Raw genomic sequence first — 20909 nt, 5'->3', positions numbered from 1 at the left:
CGATCCCCGAGGTGCGTGAACTTATCAAAAAGCACGGCAACGACCGGGAGACGCTGGAACGAGAAGCAAAAGCGCTGGGCAGTAGGTGACCAAGCTGTCAGACCTTGGACCACCCATCCCCGGCAAGCAGCACGGCGGCGAGCCAGCCGACGAGCGGGAGAATTTCTACACCTGCCCCATATGCGGGCAACAGGTCGACGTGCGCGACCTACGCCAGGTCATTTGGCATGAACGGCCAAGGCACAAGCCGCTCCTCCTATTGGTGAAAGGCTAGACGCGGCCAGCAGTGACCTAGCTACCAAAGTAGACGCATCTCTCCGAGAGCAACGGTGACTTGACTCAGATGCTCAACAAGAGTTGAGTGGTTAACAGTCTGGGTTCCAACTGCGTTGCGAGCGAATGGCTCTTTCTAAAGATCTAAATTCGGTCGAGATGACATTCATCTGCTCGGAATGTGGATTGGGCTTCGTAAAGCCGGGGCGCTGGTTCAAGTCTGCCGCCCAACATCGTTGCTACGGCTGCCACCACCTCACTTACCTCAGCTATCCGAAGAAGCTGGCGTTGTTCGACAGATACGCAAAGCTTCTGACGAATGGGGCGGTGACGGGGGACGAGTGGGGCGCGACCGCCGCAGCTTCAATAGGTATGCGTTCTCAAGCGACGACGATGTTCCAGCCCGTCACCAGATCACGGCAGAACCTCCCGCTCTACAAGCCAAGCCAGAAGCGCTAGGACTTTCAGGGCAGTATTTGTGCACGAGTAGTAGGCTTTTTGACGATCCTGCCTCCTAGTGACCAGCCCAAATTCTCGCATGATGCCGAGATGTTGGGAGAGTGCTGACTTGCTAAGTCCCACACGCGGCGCCAGATCAGAACGGACATTTCTCCTCAGCCAGAATCGTCAAAGCGAGGAGGCGCTTTTCATTGGCCATGGCCGCGAGCAACTGGGCGGCGGCTGGCGCACAACTGCTGGGCCTTTTGGGGTTCATCATGTTCCCGTCGCGGACCTTCGCTCGCGGTTGTTACCGATTACGACGCAGCGGCAGCAGCCGAACGCATCTCACCCTCACTCTCACCATAGAATTTGTCCAAGAAGGAAAACAGAGCCCACACCTTGCTTGAGTTGCAGGAGTAATAAATCCGTTGGCTGTCACGGCGGGTCTGAACCAAACGGAGTCCCCGCAACTTACGGAGATGCATTGAGAGCAAGGGCTGCGGAATTTGCAAAATGTCGACGAGCGCATTCACCGAGACCTCTCCACTGCGCAAGTGGAGCAGGATCAACAGTCGATGTGGGCTTCCTACCACCGTGAGAAAATCAGCTGCCTCGTCGGCACGCATCAGCAAGTTTATCGAGACCATCCCCTGCCCCTAACGATGATCAACTGGTTCGTGTAGGCGTTGCGGTACCTCTCAGATCGGGAGGCAAACAGTCAAGCCCAAGATAATGGCCCGCCCACTGAGAAAGCAGAGAGCGGGCCGGCCAAGTCTGTACGTCCACGGCCATGCATTCCAACTCGCGTTGGAATCCGCGTTCCGCTTACAAACAAAAAAGCCCGCCACCTCTCGGCAGCGGGCAGTGTAGGTCCCTAGGATCGCCCCGCGGCAACCAAGGTACACCCGGCTTCCCCAAAAGGGAAATGTTAGATGTTGCTAATAGATGATTCGCCGGCTTGCTCGACTAGCGGCTTTGGCTAGTGGCGTAGCGGTCCCCGTCCGTGTTTACCGGCCATCAGCTTGTTGTGGTCGGCGGCTGCATCTGCGGTGTCAAAGGGCGTTGCTGTGGTCACCCCATCCACGGCCAGTATCACAGCCAGGAATGGAAGGCCGATTAGGGGCGGTGCGTAGACGATGTACGCTGGCCGGGCATTTTTCATCGCCCATTTAGCACGATTTGTCGGCAGGTCGTAAAAAACCCGCTGCCCCATTCACGGCAGCAGCGGGGGTGTCCCCCAAAAGAGGACGTGCCGGGACGGGCGGTCCCTGCCAAGCCATAACCATTAGCATTGCCTGATGTTCCCTCAGAAGTGGGCCCGCACACGCTTGGGGACGATGCGGGCCCGGCCGAGGGTTGCTCGACCAGCAGCGCGCGGAGGCGCTGCCGCCATGGGAACCAGCCTTGAATTAGCAGGTTCCGCTGATCTTCAAAAAAAGCCCGCCACCCTTCGGCGGCTGTTTTTTGTGCGCAGATCGTTTAGACTAAGCTTCATTGTCTTGGTTGACATCGCGCATTCCATCAGCAGCGCTGAACTTGTTGACTCCGGCCTTCGGGAAAGCGTAAGTCGCGGCTCGCGCCCCCGCGTCCAGGGCGCGCTTTTTACCCACAGAGGTGCCAAAGTGGACGACAAATATACCAATGCTCGTGAACACTTCTTCACTGCGATCCGGGCGTTAGCAGCCTCCACGGACAGCATTCAGGCGAGGCTGATCGAGGCAAACGTAAACATTCTGAACGTCACGATCGATGAATTCGACGGCGACCGCGAACTCAAAATCAAATTTGCAAAATTGCTGGACCTTCTGGCGATTGATCAGGATGACTTGGAAACGGTCGCTGTTGAGAACGCGTCGCACATGACCGACTTCGAAGCTGTGAAAGTTGCGGATCTGATCTGCGATTTCTATTACGAGATCACCTGATTCGGCGTGTGGTCATCGTCGCGGTACACGCAACCAGCAACCGCCCGGCCCTCTCCAAGTAACAGTGACATGTAACCCCATGTAACATGCTCTGGACACTTGCCCCCGCTATGTTCGGGATAGGACGCGGTGTGGTTCGGACGGGAGATGGGGGCATCACTCGTACGGCCCAGGGCTCAGGCAAGCTACCGCGTCCGCATGTTTTCCATGCAGGCCGTTACTGCCCGTTGAGGCGCTTCCGCCGCAGCTGCTCGATCTCTTTCATGTCGCAGTAGCAGACCTAGCTTTCACAAGTGTCGACGCCCCGCTCATACAAACATCCAGGATGCCAGTAGCAGGGCGCATAAGGATGAGCTCAGGGCAGCGGCAGCAAGAAGCACCCCAGCGCTATTCTGCCATTGTAACGGTGGCTCGTGCACCAACCTGTTGGAGGGCGGCTGATTGTCATTCATCACGCTGGCGCCTGAGAATAAGGACCCGCTAGCCATCGTAGCGGCTTGCGGGTCCTTTCAGCGAAGGGACGTAGCTGTGCCGATTTCACGACTGAAACAACAATCGTTTCATACGGGTTGTTCCGGCTAAATCTGGCTGCAGGACCATTGCGTTTTGGGGACGGACTTTGGTCCGTTGCTATTGAGACCGAAGTCCCACAACGAAACGTTTGGTGCGGAGCTTTGTTTTCGTGGCCGGCACAGAACGTGCGCACGTCAATCGCCCACTCTCAACCGTACAAATAAGATGATCAACCTTGAAGTCGAGACGTCGCAAGCGCTCGTGGCGCGCCTGGCTAATCTCCAGGCGAGAGTGCGGGCAGCACGCATAACTGAGGCCGAAATTAAGACCTTCCAAAAGGTCGCAGCCGTCACGGACGACAGCTGCGGCCAGATTGCTGGCGACGACCTAATCGCTGCATCATTCCCCGTCGAACAAGGAAGCTGGCTTTGAGACATTGAAGGTTCAGGCTGGGTTTGTTCTTTTCATTCGCGAATTTGTAAATGCTGGCGAGGGCAAGGAGCGGAAAACGCCGATTACTGGCAAAGAAGCTCACAAGTTCCTTCTGGCGACGCGCTCATCACCCCGTAAGCTTGACTACTGCCTCTAGTAGACCAGACCGGCCGGCACAGATTAGGTTCAGGCGGCTTTGTCGACGCGGCCCCGATTGTGGCGAGGGTTTTCGGACCCGCAAAGCCGTAACATTGGAGTGTGACTGCGCCAGTGTGCGTAGTGTTTTTCGGCCATTATCAGTGTGCCGGGCGCCTGAATCACTATGATCGGCGGCGCCCCATTGCGGACTATCGTGCTGGCGTAGGTATGTCGCAGCTCGTGCAGTGTGATATCTTGCACATTTGCGACCTTCAGAACGGCTTTCCAGGACCGATTGTAGGTCGACGGTGGCCACGGCGCGCCGCTTTCCTGCCGAAGCAGGAATTCGCCGGCGCCGCGATCGGCCGCGAGACTGGCGTACAGATCGGCGCCGCCGTCTGGCAAAGGGAACGTGCCGCGGCTTCCCGCTTTTGCTTTCGACGATGAACACGGACTTGTTCACGAGGTCGTAGTCAGCAACGCGAAGTCGGGCCAGTTCACCGAACCGGCGCCCGTCACGAGAGCGGCCGATATCAGATCGCGGATCGTCCGGTAGCTCGCCGCCACCCATGCGCGCTGATCTTCCGGCGACACGTTCTGCTGTGGCCGACGGTGTTAACAGCAACTCATGCAGGAGTCGCGTCTGCCTGTAGGCCGCAATGCGGCGATATGAGTCTCTTAGGCCAGGGCTTCCGCGATCACGCTATAACGCACAAAAGCCGAATCGGCCCATATCTTCGAATGCGGCGGACCTGATTGTCCGCTTGGCCGGCGCCGCACAGCCCAACAGCTCCCACCCTGGCGTCGGCCATTTTACCCCGGGGAAATTCCCGACGCTGGTGACGTTGGCTGGTATGGCTCTTGTCACCGGGTTTGCATCTGAAGTGGTTATTTTGTTTGTCGTGCTGCTTTTCACCCATGCGGCCCGAGACCTTCAAAGCTCAGTTCTGTTTCATAGAATATGTCACCGACTGCGCCGTGGGCTCTAGGTCATCGTTTTGTAGCGCAATGATCCTGTGGCTGAGGGCGTTACCCCGCCGTCGGCGGTCGAACCGGCCCGGTTGTGTTCCACCGAATGAACTCCACTTCCTTCCCGGACGGTGTTCAACAGCACCTCATGCAAGACTCGCGTCTGCCTTTAGTGGTCGCAATGCGGATATGAACGGCTTGACGATGCTCAGGTGCAGCGCTTCCGCTGCCATCAGAAAGCGCTCGATTTCAGCCTGTGATAACTGCTTGGAAGGTTTCGATCTTGCCATTTGTGCGAACTCCGTTTGAGGGGGATCGCCGCAACGGAAGGATTATATTCCTCGTCTTGATCTCCCTGGCAAGGGCCATTCGGCCAAGCTGCCTTCCCGGTGGTGCATCACCTCGAAGATCACCTCAAAGACCCTGTCGACCTCCTCGTTGATCTCGTCGGCACCGATTCCCTCACCCTCCGCAGATTTCATCATTTCGTCAGCGAGGTCGCTAACCGCCACAGGATCATCAGTCATCGCGTAGGGCGGGTGCTCTGCCATCCACCGATCGAGAAAGTTGATGCCGCGTGTGCTCATCAGCCGATAAGTTCAAAGTGCATATTAGGTTCCGCTACTTGACCCGTGAGACGACTGCACCAGACTCCAGTGCATGGCTAGGGGTCTCAACATCGGCGATGAGGTGGCGATCGACGCCACCATTATCCGACGCGTCACTGACGACAGGATCAGCGTGTCAATACCGACCTACGGATTTCCCCATTCCGTTCGGGATAGCACCACGAAGGTGGTCAAAGGCCAGACCATGGAACTGATCGGCAGCGTCACACGGGTCGAGAAGGACGCCGTAACCGTCAGCCTGGGTGGCCCGGTGGTGACGGTCGCGCTTGATGTGGTGCGGCTGGTGACGCCCAGAGTGCGTTAGTCAGCCAAGGACCATCCCAGCGAATACCACAGTGAGGAGCAGTGATACCGGCACGGCTAGCAGACAGCACAGCTCAATGGTCTTGTTATCTTGCCGCTTGTCCATCTCACCGCCTCGCTTTGTTCCCTGTGATTTTGACGAAACGGGGTGGCCAATGGAAGCGGATCCGCGCGCGATGCGTTAGAGATTCTGTCGGGTGCTGTATATTAGCAACACCTTGAGCGACCCCTGCTCATTCCTCCCTGAAATCCTGCAGTGAAGCGTGCCGCAAGTTTCCTTGCCCCGCACACACGGCCGGCGATGCCGGCTTACCCCCCGAGAATGGCTGGAGCGCAATGGTGAGGGTACGGAAAAAAAGAGTGAAGTGGCGTCCGACAGAATGTCAGAATGACTTAGGCGGAACGTACAGGCAAATGGTGATGTCAGGGTTGCCAGATGGAAATTCATGATGCCGGCCTGCCGTTACTTTTTGGGCATGACACCAATGAAAACGCATGTCGTGCGACTGATGCACCCTGCCATCCGCGTAAGGAAGCAACTCGCCTGACGGTACCTTGAAGCCCCTGCTCGTTTCGCGGACGGCACCGTCGGCCACCGGCTCGCAATGCTGGTTATGGCAGCATTGTTTTTCGTACCAGTCATCGTGTGCCGATGCCAAAGGAGTTCCGAAAACGCAGGCCGCGACAATGGTTGCGCCCAATCCGAACGCGCCGCCGCACCGCCTCAATGGCCAGAACATGACGTTACATTAGACTTACCTGATATGACTGCGCAAGCGCAGCGCTTAGCTTAGGTGCAGCGCTTCCGCTGCCGCCATGGCTCGTCGATCTGGCCATGGTAACGAACTCCTATTTGTAGGCCTCGACCGCGCTTGCAGCGCTGCCTGTATATTAGCGGTGAATGATGTATGATAATTGTGACGACATGGGTCGCCGTCTCGGAGGGCCATTCGAGTGCATGCGGTCGGAGCACGACACACGGCGGGCTTGGCAGGAGTGGTCGCCACGGCTGCGGCTCTTTGCGACGTTTCCGTGTTTGCGCATAGCGCAGATAGCCAATGGACCTATCCGCCCGCTTGCTGTCACGGCGACCCGGTGATCGGAGAGTGCGAAAAAATTCCCAGCATAACCGTAACACCGGGACCCGATGGCTATGTGCAGATCGAAGCTGGCTTGGTGGACTGGATCACCAGTAAGTAGCAACAAGGAAACCTTTTTCGAGGTTCGGAATTAGGGCCATATGGCCCGCTTCTTCTTTGATCTAATCGACGATGGCGAAGTCTTTCCCGACCCTGAAGGCACCGAGCTTGAAAACCGGGAAGCCGCTGAAGATGAGGCAGCAATAGCGTTACTCGAAATAGCCAAAGACCAGATGCCGGACGGTACTTTCAGGGAAGTTGCCATCCGTGTCCGCGACCACACCAGCAGGCCGCTATTCACCGTAAGGGTCACGTTCGAGTTGGTGCGTGAGCCGCCCGATGGATGAGGACATCGCCTTAGAGCTATTCATTATGGCGGCGCACCGACGCCAGCGACATGCGGTCGCTGAGGCAGACAACATGCTTTCGGCCATCGCGGAGACGCGCCGCACAATTGCAGAGTCGCGCAAGTTGCTAGAACGACTAGCCGACAAGTCAGGCGCTATCCAGCCTTAGGGGTAGCACCGGCCCTGTAGTGTTCCACCGGATGAACTCGACTTCCTTCCGGTGACTTCCCGGACGGTGTTCAACAGCACCTCATGCAAGACTCGCGTCTGCCTGTAGTGGTCGCAATGGGGCGATATGAACGGCTTGACGTTGCTCAGGTGCAGCGCTTCCGCTGCCACCAGAAAGCACACGATTTCAGCCTGGGATAACTGCTTTGACGGTTTTGACCGAGCCATTGCGACAGCTTTTGAGAGTCGCCCCATTCAGGACAATAATCCTACCGCAACCGTGTAAAGGCTCAAACGTCGAAAAGATCGCGTGGCCCCACGCCGACACAACGCGACATCGAATTTTTGCACCAACCTGAGGAACATGCATCCGCAATCGAAGTTCGGAATCTGCTTGGTCAGGCTGACTCCCTCCTTGAAACGACCAAGTGCTGGTGCATGACCCGCCGCTGTAGTTGTGCCCTCAGCGGCGGGTCTACTTCGTCAGACGCTCCACGGCGCGCTCCTAGAGCCAACTGTCTTTTTCCCGTCTCTACCGCCCCAACGGCTGTTTCGACAGCGACACGAGTTCAGCCTCGTCGACTACACCGGCCATGTAGTTTGCAATAATGCGGGATGCGAGACCGTCTCGTGCTTCAGGCGACTGATCATCGAGCCTAAGCTTGTCAAAGGCCCGTCCGAATAGGGCAATCTCAGAGGCGTTGTAGGAGATACCCGCCCAGTCGCCTTTCGCCGAATTGGCATTCTCATCCTCCCGAAAGTCATGAAGGGAAGCATGCCGCGGATCTTCTTCGCCGCGCAAGTGCTTCACGCGTCTAATGATTCCCGGCTTGACCCATGCATCGCCGGCTGCTTCATGCCCTTGGGGCGCCGCCCCTGGGTGCTCCTGGACACGTTTCCATAGTCGCTCGCGCATTTCCCGGTTCAGGGTGACGAACGCGCTTCCGACATAGCGCCCGGTGCCACGCTCGGCCATCAGAGCGAATGCCGGCTTGCCTGCCTCGCGTTCAACGCCGAGCAGTTCATATTCATCGATCGAGTAGCATTTCGCCTTCAGCCAGTTAGTGGAGCGGCTCGCTGAACTGGATGCCACTGGCCGGCTCGATCATGCTGGCCAGGATCTCGCGCGCTCCTCCAGCGCCATGTCTCGCAGATCGTGACCATTGAGGTGTAGCAGATCGAACGCGACGAAATAAAGGTCATGCTGCCGGCGGGTGATCGCCTTGCGCAGTTCGCTGAAGTCGGACAGACCGGCCTCGTTCAGCACGATGATCTCGCCATCGACGTTGGCGCTGTTGGCGCCAAGACTCTCGGCACCAGGTCGCGATATTCCTCCGTCCAGTCGTGGCCGTTGCGTGTGAAGACTCTAGTGCCGTCATCTTCGATGACCAGCTGTGATCGGTACCCATCAAACTTGACCTCGTGAACCTCCCCTCTGGAGGCTACTCCACCAGGGTCGGCATCAATGGCGCGACGAACCTCAAACGCATGAACTGACCCACACCCGCGATTCAATCAGCTTTAGCTAAAATAGTTCCAAGAAGGATGAACGATGTGGCCCGGTGCGCGTTGCGGATCAACAACCTTTAGGAGCAACACCAATGGGAGACGACAAGAGCAAGCGTGATTTCCGAGACCGCGACCGGGTATCAGGCGACGAAGAATACGAGGTCGGTTATCTCGCCAGCAAGTTCCAGCTTACGATCCCCGAGGTGCGTGAACTTATCAAAAAGCACGGCAACGACCGGGAGACGCTGGAACGAGAAGCAAAAGCGCTGGGCAGTAGATGACCAAGCTATCTGATCTCGGCCCGCTGATCCCGGCGGGCAGCACGGCGGCGAGCCTGCAGACGAGCAGGAGAATTTCATGATTTGCCCGGTATGCGGCCAGCGGCTCGACATGCGTGACTTCCGCCGCTTGGCACGATCAGCCCGAACACAAGCCGCTGGAGTTGGAGCTTTATGTCACCAGCCGGAACGCGTAGCGGTTCCGAACGTGGTCATTGAAATAGCGCCCCTTGGCAAAGGCTGCTTTGAACGCGGTGAAGGTTTCAAGCGGTACGTCCAAGAACTCATAGTGCTTCCCACTGGCTACAAACCAGCTGAGAGAACCATGTTGTTCGGGTCATAGTCGAACTTGCTTATCGAGGTCGACGGCATGGCGCCCAACGGGTGGCAAAGGCGTTGGTTGCATTTCCGCGCCCTTGTCCGCGGCAAGCGCCATGGAAGCCTATTATAGGGCCGCCTTTCCCCTCCCGCCGGAGTGTTCGGTTCACCATTCATTTACGATATTAGCGCAGTCTGATATGCGGACATGCTAGGTAGCTCGTACATGCCATAAGCCCCGGTGCCGCGACCCAGCGCCGGGGCTTTTTGTTCCTTGGATGAGGCCCGCCGGGGCGCCGCTGCCGGGGACATGATCCGACTCGACTGCCGGCGGAAACAGTCGCATCTTGTCTGTGGGGACGCAGGGCGTGCAAGTATCGATACGACAACAGGTGTGATCAGTGGCGCAAGCGGCGTGGTGCGCAGCGGGCACGTGCGCGCTTGCTGGCAAGCGTTCCCAAAAGGCTTGACTTCGTGACGGTGGCCGCGGCAGCCGCCTTGGTCGCAGTTCGGAGTGAGCACAGCGAAGGCTCCCCTGACCTCCATGTTTCTAACTGGATCGCGCCGAGGCCGGAGGTGATCACCGGAGTCGCTTCCATCATTGATGGCGACACGATCGAGATCCATGGCCAGCGCATTCGCTTCAATGGCATCGATGCTCCCGAGTCGGCGAAGCAGTGCGATGACGCTGCTTGCTTGGCTGCGATGGCAGCGGCAACACAACATTCCCTAACAGGCGCGGACCCTGCACATCTGCGGTCAATTCGCTGTAGCCGGCCCGGATTGGCGCCTGTGTGGCGTTCAGGTCGATCATGAATTCGACGAGGCGCGCTTGCTTCGGGGTCAACTCGTTTGCGGGCATGGATGGTCACCCCGGTCTGAGCGGGTGCGGGAATTTGGTATGTTTCGAACATTGCTAGCGGCGGCCCGCTATGGTTGTTTTTTCCTGTTGCATCTGTGGAGGAGTGCGGGCGGTGGACGACCAACCAAAGAACAGTGTTTCGATTGAGCAATTAGACGGGCAGTGGGCGGTTCAGATCGTCGAGGACGGCGCGATCACGCAGCAGCTTTTCGAGACCGAGGAATTCGCGAGGAATTCGCAGCCGGTCAGTGGCAACGGTTAAACCCGAACCCTGTTCCCCCAATGCGCCGGCAACGGCGTTAGACAGCTAAGCTTCAAAACTGCTCGATTCTCGGATGCTGCACCAGGGGCGGAACTTTGATGCAATAGCGAAGTTCGAGAGGAGATATTTTCGCAGCAGAAACGCAGATGAACGGGATCGTAAACGACATCCTGGCCGAGGTGGCAGAGATACTTCCTTCGCTATCAACGGACGAAAAAGATTCGCTTCCGAAACTGCCAGTCGACGCACCCAACTTTCCCAACGATCTGGAACCGGTGATCCGAGCGGAGACGCCCCCCCGGAGCAGAAAGCAGAAACCGCAGACCGTCAGTGCGACGGGAAGCCGCCTCCAAGGTGAAGAGTGATGTCGGACGACGGGCGGAACCGAGTTCGGGAAGGCGCGTTGCTCACCAGCGCCACTTCACGGAAGGCCGGAGCAATGGTGGACAATCTATCTCGCAGGGAAGAACAACGCGGCACGCGCAGACTCATGGCGTGGGGCGTGGCGGTTATCGCTGTCATTTTTCTAGGCCTAATGGCATTCTTTGTACTCACGCCTTTATCGAACGGCTCTTGGCAGACGGCACCGTTCAAGCGTGCTCCTGAGCAAAACCAGGGCGGTAATGCGCCAGCGGACACATCACCCAGCCCAGGCGTGAAAAAAAACCCTCAGGAAAATACTGAAATGCCCGAGTAGCAGTAGTGGGGTTGGGAACAATCCGCACCAGCTGGAAACTTCCTCGGGGGCTGCGGGGCGACTTTAAGAAAGAACCCGCCTGACTTGGCGGGTCCCGGCGCATCTCCGAGCATGAATGTGCCGTGAGCATCACGTAGGGGAAGACCAGAATGGGAACAAGCCAAGAACCCGTTAGGTTTTGCGATCCAGTTGCCGAGCATCGATCGCTATATGATCGAACTCGCCGCCTTGTCCTGAGCCAAACCGATGAGGCAATCGATCTCGAACATCACCTCGATATGGCCTCGACGACTTACCGACCGGCGTAGGGTGTGGAGCGCGTCGAACCTACGGCAGGTCAGTCTCGAGGGCGGCAACCCGGTTCAAAGCCTCCGCTACTAACTGATTGCCAGCTGCGGGTAGAACCCGCTGCCCCATTCACGGCAGCACCCCACCCCGCAGGCGTTAAATATTTTTCTTAAGGCGGGAACCTGTTCGTGAAATCAAAGTTTGGTTTGCGCTTGGCTTCCGGGCCAGGTCTCAAAGCAAAGGCCCGTCGCTGGTTCAGTGTCCCTCAGCGGCGGGCCTACTTGGTCGGTCGCTCGACTGTCTCAATGGCCTTCGCCAGAGCTTCGCCCTCATGGATCGGATCAGGGCCTCGCAGCCGTTCAACCAATCCTCAGATGGCAGCTCGCCGGCAGGGCATACCGGCAAGCAGCACGGCAATTTCACAGGCGCATTGCGCAGCGATTATTGGGCAGCGGTCGGCACCATCAAGCGGCCGAAGCATCGAGTTGAGTGACCGTGTATAATACTAGACAATGGCATTTCTACCATTACACCTGATGGCTATGTCGCATCAAACGGAGGTCGCATGCCGCTGTGGACTAGCTGTCGACTGCAAATCTTATGGAACAGGAGACCAAGGGGCCATTAACCCTATTGAGCGGTCGATTCTCAAAGATGTAGCCGCTTAAACAAGTCCGCCGCCGTCCCCAGTAGCGGCGGACTTCTAATGGCGCTCCTTCAAAAATTGGGCTTCAAGAAGCAGCGAGTTCCAGTCCGTGCCGATAAGCTTGATCAGACCGCGCGCGTCCGTGTGGTCGAATCCGTCCCCTGATCGGTCGTAGTGCTCGGCATTGTCTTTGTTGTCGAGCTCGACGACCCGCCTGTGGTCGTGGTGGTCGATTGCGCAAAGGCGAGACCAGTTGCAGCCTTCTGTTTCGGCATTGAAATGGCCGCCTTGGGCATCTCCTTTGCCCAGAAGGAACCAGCGACCAGCGGCCCTCGCATTTTTGGTGGTTGCTGTCCTCGCCCGCCGTGACGAAGGGCACTGGCGCCGCGGAGGCGCAAGGTAATGCCTCGATCGTGATGGCTCGGGTTTGGTTTTTCGTCGTCACGGGAAAAGACGCCGCAGGCAGCGTTTAGCGAGCCACGACGGCTAAAAGGCCAGCCACTCGATCGGCGGGCGCGCAATCATCAGCCAGAAGATGGCGAGCACAGCCGCAAAGGCTGGAAAGCCGAAGGCGAACCAGAGCCTGAACAACTGATTGTAGCGCTCAGGCGGGGGTTGGCTGGACGTCGCGGCGTTGATGGCGAGATCGCGCATCTTGATTTGCATCCACACCACAGGCAGCCAGAACAGGCCGGTGGCAATGTAGAGCAGGATCGAAAGAACGATCCATCCTTCAGCAAGCGAATAGCCCGCGTACTGGGCGAGAGCGATTCCGGTCACAGGTTGCGCAATAACGGCCGTAGCCGTGAACAGAAAATCGGCGAGGACGACGATGCGGGCGACAGCCGCGATGGTCGCGGCATTTCCGGTTCGGTGTGCCAGAAGCATGAAGAAGGCGATGCCGGCGCCAGTTCCCAACAGCACAGCCGCACCGATGACATGCAGGTATTTGAGCACGAAATAGACCATCAGCGTTCCTCCAGCACCGCCAGCGCGACAAAATGCAGAACCAGGATCGGTAGGATCTTCATCAGCGGGCCGAGCGGCTCGTTCCAGAGCTCCGGCCGCAGAATGCTCCCAGCAATCGCATAGAAAAGCGACAGCGCGATTGCACCGAAGAGACCAAGCCGGCTGGTCGGCCGCCAGGCGATCAGCGCGCCGACGATCATGTCGGCCAGCGCCCCGGCGACGACGGCCGGTCCGGCCAGCGCGCCGACCGCTGTGTCGATGAGCAACTCAACGCCGCTGCGCCAGCCGGTGGTGAGGGAAATGATACCGGTCATGATCCAGAAGAAGGGTAGCACGACGAAGATGGCCGGCTTGACGAAGTAGAGACCGGCGAACCATCGTTCCTGCACCGTGGCAGGGTGAAGGCTGAGTGCGGTTGCAAGACTTGACGGTTGAATGCCGGTCGCCGCTCTCCACGGCTGGGGATCACCGACCGCGCCCCGCGCGATCTCCTTTGCGGCATTGCTGCGCATTGGCGGACGCCAGCCGAGCTGAGCCGCCGCATCCCCAACTCGGTATAGGATTGCTGCGGCCCAATTGGGCAGGATGAATTCCCGGGCGCTGTTCCATCCGAACCAATGGCGGTAGCAGGCAACGACCTTGTTCATGGCAAGGGCTTCAGGCCCGGCGAGCTCCAGAGCAAGGCGCGATGGGCTGTCAGGCCCGAGAAAGAAGAGAACGGTGGAGATCACGTCGTCTAGCTGTACGACCTGAAGACGACCCGTGTCGGGCATCACAGGCAACAGTGGCAAAGCAGCGAGACCACGAAAAAGCGCGCTTGCGCCGAACGCCGGCCTCCCCAGCACAACCGAGGGGCGCAGGATCACCCAGGCGAGATCGCGCGCCATCAATGCCTCATCGCCAGCAAGCTTGCTGGCGGAGAAAGCGGAAGGCTGCTGGCGATCCACGCCGATTGCCGAGAAGTGGATGACCTTTTTCACTCGTTCCTGTTCACACGCGGCAAAGAGTGCCGAGGCGCCGCCTGCATGGACGTGCTGGGTATTCTCACGAACGCTGTCCTGTAGAACGCCGGCGCAGTTCACAACGGCATCGACACCGGCAAGATGATGGATCCAGTCCTGCGCCCGCAGCGCATTTGCCATGTCTAGCAAGATGGGAGTGGGCCCTGTGAGCGGGGCAACACTTGGGCGATGGAGCACACGAACAACGTCATGTCCCTCGGCCGCTAGGCGCGCGCAAAGCGCGGCTCCGATCAGACCCGACGCGCCGGCGACGAGAATCCTCATTCCGCGTGCCTGGCATTCGGCGAAGCCCGCGACTCGAGCGGTCTCGTTGCGGGGCCGGAAAGAACTTCACCAGCTTCATCGAAGCGGGACCCATGGCATGAGCAGTCCCACGTCCGGTCGACCGGATTCCATCCAACAACGCAGCCGAGATGGGTGCAGACTGCGGAGCGGGCTGTAAGCGTACCGTCCTGCGCCTTCCTGATGGCCAGTTGCTCTCCGTCGTGCTCGATCACACCCCCTTCTCCTGGCGGGATCTTGCTGATTTCCACAGTTCTTGAACCCAGGAGCCGTTCGGCCACCAAATGAGTAGCCGTCTTGACGTTCTCGGATATGAACGTCGGGCCGCCGGCGAGCGGCTTGATACGGGTCGCGTCGAAGATCTCCGCCGCAGGATGGGATTTGCCGAGAAGCTGCGACGCGAGGATTTCTCCTGCAACGGCACCTTGTGTGATGCCCCAGGCGTCGAAACCGGTGGCGACAAGAAGGTCCGGTTTGGAAGAACTCGCCACGCCGACAAAGGCCATTCCGTCCATCGACCGAAAATCTTCGTTTATCCAAAGGTGCGACGGTTGGTTGATAGCGAATGTTGTCTTGAGGAAGGCCAGCATGTCGGCGACGGCGCGATCCGCAGCCCCGCGGTCTCCGGTATTGAATTCGCCGCCGGCGGCCACGAGAAAGCGCTTGCCTTCACGGTTCGCCGTGCGGAAGGAATGAGATGGGCTGCCGGCGCTGATAAACATGCCGTCCACTGTTGCATGTTCAGGCATTGGCGCTGCCGCGATCGGATGCGCGAATGGGAAAGCCTTAGTAAAGAAGAGTCCGTCTCGGATGATGGGCATCTGCGTGGCGACGATGACCTTACGGGCGGTCACAATGCCGCCAGCCAGAGTCAACTGATAAGGCCCGTCGCCTGCAATCTCAAGAACGCGGCTATTTTCGAAAACGGAAATGGTGCTCTCGCTCACCAGGCGGGCCAACCCGCAAAGATAAAGATACGGATCGAACTGGTACTGCCCGGAAAAGCGGAGCGCTGCGGTCGCCCTCACGGGCAGTTCCGCACCGGACAGGAATTCGGCGGGCAATCCAAGCGATGCGGCGGCGTCGGCCTCACGGCGTAACATATCCGCCTGTTGTTCGTCTTCGGCGTAGATGAAGGCAAGTTTGGCTTCCAGCTTGGCCTTATCAGCCATAAGTGAGCACAGCGCAGCGATCTCATCCTTCGCCTTTTCATTCGCGTCCGCGTAAAGCTTCGCGCCTTCGCGGCCGAAATCCCGAATGAGGGAAGCGAATTTGAGCCCATGCTGGGATGTGACCTTGGCGGTGGAGCGGCCGGTGGCCTGCTGGCCGATCTGACGTGCCTCGAGGAGCGCGACCCTCAGATCCGAGCCCCGCAGCAGACAGGCAGCCTGCAGTCCCACGATACCCGCGCCGACGATCACGACTTCGAAGTTGTGATCGCCCTGCAAGGCACCAAATGAAATCTCCGGCTCTCGATCTAGCCAAAACGGGATCGACTTCATCGGTCAGGCCCTCTCTCTCGCCTTTCCACGACTGACTGTTTGGCGTCCACAGGCCTGCCGAACGCCTCCGATTCCGCGGCTTCCAGCTCGCTGAGCGATTTCGCGAGCACGGTACCCCACACGATGTGCACGGCGATCATCAGCAGATTCCTCTCTGCAGGATGACGCCATGCGGGAGCAAGAATTCGCGCTGCAGGAATCCAACCCAGATAACTGGCCGCCCACACACCGAGGCCGTAGAGTGTGCCGCTGCCGCGACGGCGTGGCAAAAGGGCGAACGCTGCACCGCTCATCGCGCCGAAGCCGAAGTGGGCCAACAGAGTATTCGTTCGCGCCTGCCTTTCATCGCCCCCGACGTTCAGGCGATCGACAATTTCGCGGGGTGGCAACGGGTAGCGACTCGTCCCGTTCAGCACCTCATGGAACCGCCGCATGGCACTGGTCATCGCCATCGTTGCCGCAAGGCCGGCCAGAGCTCCCAACATGATGTGTCGCACAGCATTCTCCTGACGCGATCCTGCCCAACGGGGTTGCGGGTTGATTGTTCCTTGAGGTGTATCTCGATCGCATTGCCCGGTGACCGCGGAAGTTCAAACGCTCATGGCGACGAGCAGGGTCTCAAGGCTGATGGGCAACGAAATGATCGTCAACACGTTCCCGAGCCGGACAGACAACCAAATCCACGCTCTTGTCGACGCCCAAGGCAGGCCGCTCACGTTAGGCCAGGCGAGCGACATCGCCTCCGCAGCGGACTTGCCTTAGGGTTATCCCCAGGCTCAATGCTGCTCGCCGACAAGGGCTACGATGCCGACGCATTGCTAGCGCCAATATCCCTCGCCCCAACTATGGCTCAGATAAGAACACCATCCACGCCTAGCCAATTCGACCTTGACAATGATGTTCCGTTTTTGTGCGCTGTGCGCACAATCTTTTGGAGCGATCTCATGGACCAAGTTGTGACGCTCACAGCCGCCATGAAGCTGCTTTGCAGGCGATCGCTGACAAGTCGTTGCTCAGCACAAGGGCGACCCTGTGAAGGCGCTCAAAGAAATGATTGTCCTCAATTGCGATCTGCAAGAACGGCTTGACCCGCTCTCCGCACCGCGCCCGGGCAAGTCGCTAAATCTAGGAGACCGAAATGTCCGCAATGCATCTGGACGCCGACGCCGAAGCCGAATTGCACTCGGAAGCGGAGGAGCTCATCGCTCGCTACGAAAGCCCGCTTGAGACCGTTAAGGCGCTCATGGCCTACAACTGCGAGCTTGAGACCCAAATCCTCGCTCTTGCCCACAGGTACCCTGGTTTCGTGGCGATCACCTACGATCCCACGCCTCCTGTGCTGGCATGACTTAGGCGACTCTCGATGCACGACCTTATCGCTTTCATTGGCGATAACGCCGAGCTGGTCATCACCCACCGGCAGCCTTCGCCCCATTTGCTGTGCTGTTCGGAGGCGGTGGATTTGCCGTTGGGCGCATCGCCAATCTGGAAAGCCGAATTGCCAGACGAGGTGACGAAATCGTTGCGCTGAAAGCTAAACAGACAGGACCAGAGCGGGAGGCATCGATGATCCCGATCGTAGGCACGTTTGAGTTTCTTCCCAGCGAGCCGGTCACGTCACGCCAGCCAGTGGCCCAGCGAAGGGAGAGCCTCCATGTCAGATAGCGTGCCGCCGCAACAGAAGGCCCCGAGACGCATCGTCGTCCAGCATTTGACCGCGATGAGAGCGGCGACCTTCAGCTCGTCTTTGGGCCAGCCGAGCAGCAGACCGAGCACCGGGCCGTCAGGACCGCGAGGGGTCTGGCGGGTAAACACGCTGGTCATCGCGTGGTCGCGCGATGCCAACCCTTCGCTTGGCAAATATGGGGAGCCCACGACCCTCTTTGTCGGCGGCGACGTGCCAGACATGGAATGATCACCGTTGCCGCAAGAAGAGTGTAGACGGACCGCCGCTAGGCCTTGGCCTTCTGTCTTGTTGGCGCTTTCTTTGCTGGCGTTTTCGCGACTGCCTTGCGGCCAAGACCGGAAGACTTAGCGAGCTCCGACCGTTGAGCCGCGTAGCTCGGCGCCACCATCGGATAGTCTCGTGCGAGGCCCCATTTGGCTCTGTATTCGTCGGGTGTCATTCCCAGCAAACCAAGGTGGCGCTTCATAGACTTGAACTTGCGTCCGTCCTCTAGGCTGACGATGTAATCGGGAAAAACCGACTTCTTTGGATTAACTGCCGGAACAAGCGCGGGCGGCGGCGCTTCCACCGGCTGACTCAATTCCGACAAGGCAGAATTCACACTGGCGATCAATTCGGGGAGACCGGCCGCCGGGATCGCGTTCTTCTGAACATATGCCGCCACTATGTCAGCAGTGAGCTGCAATAACTGGACCTGCTGAGCTTCAGCGTCATTCTGCATGGTTCAAGGCTTTCCCATCTGATGTGCCTCTGTCTCTATTAAGGAGCTGCACAAAGTGCAACAGCCGCGGATCATTTCACGCGAAGAACCTTGTCTAAATTCTAAGCTCGGAGGCACCTCGCGTACCTAAATAGCCCCGTATTCGGCTGTAGTGGCTATCCCGGATGCGGTTGGTGGGCCGCTCGAATTTCTGCAGAGTCGAGTACACGACTATCATAGTTAATTGTGGCTGCCGGTGACCTTGCGTAATCAAAAGCTCACGGTAGCTTTTCCACGGAGGACAGTATGTTATATCCAGGTCGGTTTTTGGAGCCGAGCGATATTATGGTGCTTGCCAACGTTTGTAGGATGGTCTGCAAAGAGCGCCGTGTACGTGTCGCTTCGCAGGACGGAGAGCGCATAGCTGCACACGTACTCAGACTGTTTATGAACGGCTTGACTGGAGAGAATGAACTGCTCGATGCTGAGCGGAATTGGGCTCGACAGAGTGACCTGACGTCTCAGGAGCTTCCCGTCAACCACGCAGAAATGAGAGATGCCGCCTGATCAAGTTTGATTGTTGCGCCGAAGACCCCCTCACCTGCGATATGCCGGGTGATCGAGAAGAAAACTTACCTTTGAGTTTTTGTGGAGCCGTCTCAGCGGGCGACTAATTCTTGCCGTGAAGAGTGCGATCTCGACGGCTGTTTTGGCTGCCCGGGCGCCACAGATCAACAGGACGGATTTGGCCGTGAAAGTGAAGCCGACCGGGTATTTCGCTGTTGGGTTTCGCCATACTCTTCCGGACCCTTACGTCAGTCATCAGGGACAGCCCGGAGTGCGATTGGAAAGTCCAGGCGCGCGAGCTTGTGCGACCGGCAAAAAGTCAGCCGACGAGGATTTGGTCGCAGCCTTGCTTCATGCCAGTGGCGCCCAGTTCGACTTGGAAGCATCCAATGCCAGTGGCCCGGCAAGATTGACTGAATACCTGCGCTGCTCGACGTGCTCTCTCACCGCGTTCGAGGGTCCGGATTCATAAAAGGGATTTTACGGCTGGGAATGATCTTGCGATCCGGACTCCAGGCGGCTTTGCACTGAGCACAGTCAACGATTTTTTCCTCCATCTTACTGATAGCAACCGGACTCGTCGGAATGCATGCAATGTCAGGCACGTCCTTCGTAAGGAAACTCCGCGCCGAGTAGCCAAGCAAAAGCGGATCCACCCCAAGGGCCGCCAGAACAGCGCTTCACCGCGGCAATCTGGAGATCCCCCCTGCAGCAATCAGTGCATCGACAAGGACTCCACCCTTCGCTTGGTCCTTGCTGAGTGCAGGTAATCGTGACGGAACTCAGCAAGAATGGCCAGTCCTTCCCAATCATGGATGGTCAATTGGCCATTCACGAGAGAAGTAAGCTGCTTTTCTCGAAGAGCCTTGAGTGTCCGGTTGATGTGGACAGCTGACAGCCCTGTCGCCTCGCCAAGGTCAGCTTGCGTCACAGCAAAAGCACAGCTTTGGTCGAACGCGAGGCCGGCGTCGTCCATACGCAGCATGATCTCACAGAGAAGATGGGCCACTCGGCCAAGCGCTTGGCGCTTCCCTACATTGACCACCCATTCGCGAAAGATCGATGCATCAACCAGTGTCGTTCGCCAAAGATTTGCCGCCAGCCTAGGGTGGCGTTCGCAGAGCAGCCGGATAGCCGAATGATCTATGAAGCCAACACTGCAAGCGCTCACCGTTCGAACGTCGCTATCCAAAAGGTCGAGGTGCAGGCTCAACAGATCGGGCATGTCGCCAGGCACATGATAGGCAGTGACCTGACGCTTCCCCTCTCCTATTATCTTCGAGGTGCTGGCTAAGCCTGTTAGGACCATTATGCACCGGGACGGCTGGTCGCCTTCCCGAACCAAGTCCTGGTTTGCGCCAATCGCAACGATCCTTATTCTTATCGCGTCGAGAGCTTGACGCTCATCTGACGTGAGGGTGAAGGCACGACGGAACTTGGCAGTTAAAGGGCTTTCATTAAGCATGTCGGCTCTCCGTTTGGGCGGGAGCGCTATGGTCTCTCAGTCACGCGCAGCCAGCGGAACGGCGAATGATGCCCAACGTTATATCATAAATACGGGCCCCGACTTAACCTTTGATAAGTGTGGCACTGCTCCGCTGGCTGATGTGTCCAATTGCAGGGCTTCGGTGGTCGACCGGTTGCAGCGATGCACTTGAAGGGTGGCCCGGCTTGTCGGCGATATTGTCCAATCCGAATGTCACCGTCAAACCACTCAAGTGGGTCGACATCCTCTCGGGACCAACGCTTCGGAGGCCTCGATCGCCGGCGCCTCCCGGCCCTGAACCTTTCATCCTGGCACACCGGGCATTAAGGGAGGCAGAAGTGGGTTTTTCGGGAAATACTCATCGGGTCTGCTAGACAGGAAGCCTGACCCGAAGAACAGGGGCGCACGGCGACGGCGCTGGCCCGGCCCTGGCGGTGCACTCCAACGACGCCAAGGGCCGGGGCTGCCGCGGCCAAGTCGAAATGCTGGCGACCATGACCGCAACGTATCAGGCGCGAGTTGATCAAGACGCACGGGAACAGCCGCAACACGCCGAG

26 protein-coding genes and 3 pseudogenes are annotated in these 20909 nt (G+C 58.4%); 11 read left to right on the top strand and 18 right to left on the bottom strand.

Translation table 11 applies throughout. The annotated features are described in order from the left end of the window. Positions 1–399 precede the first annotated feature (399 nt). Entirely contained in the window at positions 400–732 is a 333-nt protein-coding gene (locus tag NKH52_RS29755) for a hypothetical protein (protein ID WP_352736808.1), read from the top strand. Here the strand turns inward: NKH52_RS29755 and NKH52_RS29750 are convergent. Both NKH52_RS29750 and NKH52_RS29745 read right to left on the bottom strand, forming a co-directional pair. After that, positions 688–855, bottom strand: a complete 168-nt coding sequence (locus tag NKH52_RS29750) for an ArsR/SmtB family transcription factor (RefSeq protein WP_352736788.1) — start codon at positions 853–855, stop codon at positions 688–690. The two genes, NKH52_RS29755 and NKH52_RS29750, sit on opposite strands and share 45 nt — an antisense overlap. A 173-nt stretch (positions 856–1028) precedes the next feature. Continuing rightward, positions 1029–1340, bottom strand: coding sequence for an ArsR/SmtB family transcription factor (locus NKH52_RS29745; protein ID WP_352968251.1), 312 nt, complete (start codon positions 1338–1340; stop codon positions 1029–1031). A gap of 765 nt (positions 1341–2105) precedes the next feature. On the opposite strand from NKH52_RS29745, the gene NKH52_RS29740 reads away from it, so the two are divergent. After that, on the top strand, positions 2106–2639 hold the full coding sequence (locus NKH52_RS29740) for a hypothetical protein (protein WP_352736792.1): 534 nt from the start codon (positions 2106–2108) through the stop codon (positions 2637–2639). A 1131-nt stretch (positions 2640–3770) separates the two neighbouring features. Here NKH52_RS29740 and NKH52_RS29735 read toward each other — a convergent pair. The 3 genes and pseudogenes from NKH52_RS29735 to NKH52_RS29725 all read right to left on the bottom strand — a co-directional run bounded on the left by NKH52_RS29735 (position 3771) and on the right by NKH52_RS29725 (position 5278). Continuing rightward, positions 3771–4127, bottom strand: coding sequence for a tyrosine-type recombinase/integrase (locus NKH52_RS29735; RefSeq protein ID WP_352736794.1), 357 nt, complete (start codon positions 4125–4127; stop codon positions 3771–3773). 624 nt (positions 4128–4751) lie between these two features. Further along, positions 4752–4981 (bottom strand): annotated as a pseudogene (locus NKH52_RS29730) (hypothetical protein). 42 nt (positions 4982–5023) lie between these two features. Beyond that, complete coding sequence (locus tag NKH52_RS29725; protein WP_352736796.1) at positions 5024–5278, bottom strand: DUF768 domain-containing protein; 255 nt, start codon at positions 5276–5278, stop codon at positions 5024–5026. A gap of 73 nt (positions 5279–5351) precedes the next feature. Here NKH52_RS29725 and NKH52_RS29720 point away from each other — a divergent pair, with 73 nt between their 5' ends. Further along, positions 5352–5624 carry a hypothetical protein gene (locus tag NKH52_RS29720; protein ID WP_352736798.1) on the top strand — a complete coding sequence of 91 codons (273 nt, stop codon included), beginning with the start codon at positions 5352–5354 and terminating at the stop codon, positions 5622–5624. A 1239-nt stretch (positions 5625–6863) separates the two neighbouring features. Beyond that, the gene (locus NKH52_RS29715; RefSeq protein ID WP_352736800.1) at positions 6864–7109 is read left to right on the top strand and encodes a DUF6894 family protein; all 246 of its coding nucleotides are present in this window, start codon (positions 6864–6866) and stop codon (positions 7107–7109) included. A gap of 148 nt (positions 7110–7257) precedes the next feature. Here NKH52_RS29715 and NKH52_RS29710 read toward each other — a convergent pair. The 4 genes and pseudogenes from NKH52_RS29710 to NKH52_RS29695 form a co-directional block, all read right to left on the bottom strand. Further along, positions 7258–7505 (bottom strand): annotated as a pseudogene (locus tag NKH52_RS29710) (hypothetical protein). A 304-nt stretch (positions 7506–7809) separates the two neighbouring features. Then, the gene (locus NKH52_RS29705) at positions 7810–8370 is read right to left on the bottom strand and encodes a hypothetical protein (protein ID WP_352736802.1); all 561 of its coding nucleotides are present in this window, start codon (positions 8368–8370) and stop codon (positions 7810–7812) included. 12 nt (positions 8371–8382) lie between these two features. Continuing rightward, on the bottom strand, positions 8383–8544 hold the full coding sequence (locus NKH52_RS29700) for a DNA ligase-like domain-containing protein (RefSeq protein WP_352736804.1): 162 nt from the start codon (positions 8542–8544) through the stop codon (positions 8383–8385). Next, on the bottom strand, positions 8538–8792 hold the full coding sequence (locus NKH52_RS29695; RefSeq protein ID WP_352736806.1) for an ATP-dependent DNA ligase: 255 nt from the start codon (positions 8790–8792) through the stop codon (positions 8538–8540). Before NKH52_RS29695 ends, NKH52_RS29700 begins: the two co-directional genes overlap by 7 nt. A gap of 86 nt (positions 8793–8878) precedes the next feature. Here NKH52_RS29695 and NKH52_RS29690 point away from each other — a divergent pair, with 86 nt between their 5' ends. Continuing rightward, entirely contained in the window at positions 8879–9067 is a 189-nt protein-coding gene (locus NKH52_RS29690) for a DUF3606 domain-containing protein (RefSeq protein WP_352760941.1), read from the top strand. Between the two features lie 169 nt (positions 9068–9236). Here the strand turns inward: NKH52_RS29690 and NKH52_RS29685 are convergent, their stop codons facing one another. Further along, positions 9237–9344: a KTSC domain-containing protein gene (locus NKH52_RS29685; protein ID WP_352736120.1), complete on the bottom strand. Its 108-nt coding sequence runs from the start codon at positions 9342–9344 to the stop codon at positions 9237–9239. Positions 9345–9940: 596 nt separating this feature from the next. Here NKH52_RS29685 and NKH52_RS29680 point away from each other — a divergent pair. Then, positions 9941–10064: pseudogene (locus tag NKH52_RS29680) on the top strand (thermonuclease family protein); the annotation flags it as partial. On the opposite strand, the gene NKH52_RS29675 reads toward NKH52_RS29680, so the two are convergent. Next, the gene (locus NKH52_RS29675; RefSeq protein WP_352736121.1) at positions 10026–10244 is read right to left on the bottom strand and encodes a terminase small subunit; all 219 of its coding nucleotides are present in this window, start codon (positions 10242–10244) and stop codon (positions 10026–10028) included. The pseudogene NKH52_RS29680 and the gene NKH52_RS29675 sit on opposite strands and share 39 nt — an antisense overlap. A gap of 112 nt (positions 10245–10356) precedes the next feature. Between NKH52_RS29675 and NKH52_RS29670 the strand changes: the two genes are divergently transcribed. The 3 genes from NKH52_RS29670 to NKH52_RS29660 all read left to right on the top strand — a co-directional run bounded on the left by NKH52_RS29670 (position 10357) and on the right by NKH52_RS29660 (position 11203). After that, a complete protein-coding gene (locus tag NKH52_RS29670; RefSeq protein WP_352736122.1) occupies positions 10357–10506 on the top strand; it encodes a hypothetical protein in 150 nt (49 codons plus the stop codon). Between the two features lie 146 nt (positions 10507–10652). Next, positions 10653–10871 carry a hypothetical protein gene (locus NKH52_RS29665; protein WP_352736123.1) on the top strand — a complete coding sequence of 73 codons (219 nt, stop codon included), beginning with the start codon at positions 10653–10655 and terminating at the stop codon, positions 10869–10871. Then, positions 10871–11203, top strand: a complete 333-nt coding sequence (locus tag NKH52_RS29660; protein ID WP_352736124.1) for a hypothetical protein — start codon at positions 10871–10873, stop codon at positions 11201–11203. Before NKH52_RS29665 ends, NKH52_RS29660 begins: the two co-directional genes overlap by 1 nt. Positions 11204–12623: 1420 nt before the next feature. On the opposite strand, the gene NKH52_RS29655 is transcribed toward NKH52_RS29660, so the two are convergent. The 4 genes from NKH52_RS29655 to NKH52_RS29640 are packed head-to-tail and all read right to left on the bottom strand — an operon-like array spanning position 12624 to position 16409. Continuing rightward, positions 12624–13106: a DUF2269 family protein gene (locus NKH52_RS29655; RefSeq protein ID WP_352736125.1), complete on the bottom strand. Its 483-nt coding sequence runs from the start codon at positions 13104–13106 to the stop codon at positions 12624–12626. Continuing rightward, on the bottom strand, positions 13106–14392 hold the full coding sequence (locus NKH52_RS29650; protein WP_352736126.1) for an SDR family oxidoreductase: 1287 nt from the start codon (positions 14390–14392) through the stop codon (positions 13106–13108). Before NKH52_RS29650 ends, NKH52_RS29655 begins: the two co-directional genes overlap by 1 nt. After that, a complete protein-coding gene (locus NKH52_RS29645; protein WP_352736127.1) occupies positions 14389–15912 on the bottom strand; it encodes an FAD-dependent oxidoreductase in 1524 nt (507 codons plus the stop codon). The genes NKH52_RS29650 and NKH52_RS29645 overlap by 4 nt, the downstream gene beginning before the upstream one ends. Further along, positions 15909–16409, bottom strand: coding sequence for a hypothetical protein (locus tag NKH52_RS29640; RefSeq protein WP_352736128.1), 501 nt, complete (start codon positions 16407–16409; stop codon positions 15909–15911). The genes NKH52_RS29645 and NKH52_RS29640 overlap by 4 nt, the downstream gene beginning before the upstream one ends. A gap of 641 nt (positions 16410–17050) precedes the next feature. Here NKH52_RS29640 and NKH52_RS29635 point away from each other — a divergent pair. Beyond that, on the top strand, positions 17051–17260 hold the full coding sequence (locus tag NKH52_RS29635; RefSeq protein ID WP_352736129.1) for a hypothetical protein: 210 nt from the start codon (positions 17051–17053) through the stop codon (positions 17258–17260). Positions 17261–17275: 15 nt separating this feature from the next. After that, the gene (locus NKH52_RS29630; RefSeq protein ID WP_352736130.1) at positions 17276–17443 is read left to right on the top strand and encodes a hypothetical protein; all 168 of its coding nucleotides are present in this window, start codon (positions 17276–17278) and stop codon (positions 17441–17443) included. An 86-nt stretch (positions 17444–17529) separates the two neighbouring features. Here NKH52_RS29630 and NKH52_RS35540 read toward each other — a convergent pair whose 3' ends face one another. The 3 genes from NKH52_RS35540 to NKH52_RS29615 all read right to left on the bottom strand — a co-directional run bounded on the left by NKH52_RS35540 (position 17530) and on the right by NKH52_RS29615 (position 20331). Beyond that, entirely contained in the window at positions 17530–17757 is a 228-nt protein-coding gene (locus tag NKH52_RS35540) for a hypothetical protein (protein ID WP_502908139.1), read from the bottom strand. A gap of 107 nt (positions 17758–17864) precedes the next feature. Next, positions 17865–18320 carry a Ros/MucR family transcriptional regulator gene (locus tag NKH52_RS29620; RefSeq protein ID WP_352736131.1) on the bottom strand — a complete coding sequence of 152 codons (456 nt, stop codon included), beginning with the start codon at positions 18318–18320 and terminating at the stop codon, positions 17865–17867. 1261 nt (positions 18321–19581) lie between these two features. Continuing rightward, complete coding sequence (locus tag NKH52_RS29615) at positions 19582–20331, bottom strand: Crp/Fnr family transcriptional regulator (RefSeq protein ID WP_352736132.1); 750 nt, start codon at positions 20329–20331, stop codon at positions 19582–19584. Positions 20332–20909: the final 578 nt, after the last annotated feature.

This window comes from Mesorhizobium sp. M1066 (genome assembly GCF_040318635.1).
Taxonomy (GTDB): Bacteria; Pseudomonadota; Alphaproteobacteria; order Rhizobiales; family Rhizobiaceae; genus Mesorhizobium.
The sequence above is the reverse complement of the archived record's forward strand: the minus strand, read 5'-3'. Positions and strand labels throughout refer to the sequence as shown.